Source organism: Flavobacterium sp. A45, from assembly GCF_002001005.1.
Lineage (GTDB): Bacteria > Bacteroidota > Bacteroidia > Flavobacteriales > Flavobacteriaceae > Flavobacterium.
The window spans coordinates 1-2,245 of the sequence record NZ_MUNX01000067.1 but is presented as its reverse complement, the minus strand read 5'-3'; the positions used below and the strand labels follow the sequence as shown (position 1 = coordinate 2,245).

Sequence of the window (2,245 nt, the reverse complement as noted above, 5' to 3'; positions counted from 1 at the left end):
GTATTCTAAAGATTCTATAATAGAATTTAAAAACAAATCCTATAAATCTATAAAGATGTTTAAAGTAAAAGATGAATCAGTTTCAAGTTCCAAAAGTCATTGCAAAGTGGGTAAAATATCTTCAAGAAAAAAGACTGTAAGCAATCCTACTCAATCTGATTTTATGACAGAAACTTTAAAAAAAACTAATGTTCTTTTTACAGAAATAATGAAAAATATTTAAAAGGAACTAAACAATATTTTTCTCTTTTATATCAGACTTACACGCCTAAAAACTGTCAATAATATAACTATTTGAAAAAGTTATATAACACTAAAACTCAATTTGTGTAAGACCTTTATAAAAACAATTATAAAACACAAAATGAAAAAAATTCTATTAATGTGTATGTGCTTAGCATTTACATATATCACCGAAGCAAAAACCGAAGACCTAAAAAAAAGTATTAATAGGTTTGACGACAGAACATTAAATACCGCAGATTTAGGGAATGATTTTTACACAACAGGTATTTCCTTTTATGGAGTTGGAGGCTTAACAATTGCTCTCTTGTCTGAAATAAAAGATGCTGATAATGATGGCGTTAGTGACAGAAAGGATATGTGTCCTAACACTCCTGCTGGTGTAGTGGTTGACAAAACTGGATGTCCTCTCGATAAAGATATAGATGGAGTTGCCGATTATAAAGACGAATGTCCAGATCTTGCTGGATCTGCGACCTTGAATGGTTGCCCAGATACTGATAAAGATGGAATAGCCGATAGCAAAGACCGTTGTCCTGATGTCGCTGGGCCTGCTAACTTAAAAGGTTGTCAGGATGTTGATAAAGATGGCGTTGCCGATATCGATGATACTTGCCCTAATACAACTGCAGGTTACAAAGTAAATGCTTCTGGATGTCCTTTGGATAATGACAACGATGGTGTAGCCAATGAAGACGATCTTTGTCCTGAAGCTGCCGGGCCACAATCATTAAATGGCTGTGCAGACACTGATGGTGATGGTGTTACCGATAATAAAGACCGTTGTCCAACCGAAAAAGGAAATATTATTGACAAAGGTTGTCCTACAATTGCCCCTGTGGAAATCAAAAAAATAGCTGATATCGCAGGTAAACTTTTCTTTGAAAATGGTAGTGTTCAACTTAAATCATCTTCATTTATTCAACTTGATTATTTGGTTGCCATATTAAAACGCTATAATGCAACTAATTTGCAAATTGGCGGACATGCTGATGATATAGGGGATGAAATCGCAAATAGAGAAATATCACAACAACGCGCCAACTCTGTGAAAAATTACTTAATAAGCAAAGGGATTCCCGAAAGCAGATTAATAGCTATAGGTTTTGGAAATGGTAAACCAATTGCCAGCAGTAAAACAGCTTCTGGCAGAGCCAAAAACAGAAGAGTTGAATTGGAAACATCCTATTAAAGATTTTATTTTGAATGTTTTTTTTTTAGAGAGACCGTTGTAAAACGGTCTCTCTTTTTGCTATAGAACCAAATCCATTATCTAGGTAAAAAACATGCTCCTCTTTTAATATGTAAAAAAATCCATTGAATCTCATTTTATAAAGGTGTGAATGATACAACTATTGGTAAAAGTTTTGTAACTAAAAAATACCATTTGTGAGTGATATTTGATTTAATAATTAAATAAAGCAAGAAACCTTTATGTTTACTGATGGTGATGGTGTTCCAGACATTGATGACCTACTGTAAAAGGTAATATTGTAAACAAAGGATGCCCTGAAATTGCTATGCAAGATGTTGAAAAAATAGCTTCGATTGCGGGTAAACTTTTCTTTGAGAATGCTAGTGCTAAGTTGAAAACATCTTCTTACGTTCAATTGAATGAATTGGTAATTATTTTAAACCGTTATGATGCGACTAATCTTGAAATACAAGGACACACAGACAGTAATGGTAGTGATGCTTACAACATAAAATTATCACAAGAACGTACTGAATCAGTAAAACAATACTTACTGAGCAAAGGTATATCTGAAACTAGATTACTTGCTTTGGGATTTGGAGAAGGTAAACCAATAGCAAATAACAAAACTGCTGCTGGTCGTGCCAAAAACAGAAGAGTTGAGTTGAAAACAACATATTAGATCGTATATATTTTAATATTTTTCTTATTAGGTTTGGGTGAAGGGGGCTGTTGGAAACAACAGCCCTTTTCTATTAAAAAAATTATTGGCTATTCCAAAAATAATATTAAATGTTAATGTAACCA

Annotated in this window: 3 protein-coding genes; all 3 read left to right on the top strand. The window is 33.2% G+C overall.

The window, feature by feature from the left end; translation table 11 throughout:
- Positions 1-223, top strand: a 223-nt coding sequence (locus B0E44_RS18935; protein ID WP_217341296.1) for a hypothetical protein, incomplete at its 5' end; no start/stop codon positions are given.
- A 141-nt stretch (positions 224-364) separates the two neighbouring features.
- Complete coding sequence (locus B0E44_RS07030) at positions 365-1,435, top strand: OmpA family protein (RefSeq protein ID WP_077372138.1); 1,071 nt, start codon at positions 365-367, stop codon at positions 1,433-1,435.
- 328 nt (positions 1,436-1,763) lie between these two features.
- Entirely contained in the window at positions 1,764-2,120 is a 357-nt protein-coding gene (locus tag B0E44_RS07025; protein ID WP_077372135.1) for an OmpA family protein, read from the top strand.
- Positions 2,121-2,245: the final 125 nt, after the last annotated feature.

What these genes read in the sequence shown, in the direction of transcription:
- B0E44_RS07030 (WP_077372138.1), top strand. Translation starts at nt 365, where the DNA reads ATGAAAAAAATTCTATTAATGTGTATGTGCTTAGCATTTACATATATC.
- B0E44_RS07025 (WP_077372135.1), top strand. Translation starts at nt 1,764, where the DNA reads ATGCAAGATGTTGAAAAAATAGCTTCGATTGCGGGTAAACTTTTCTTT.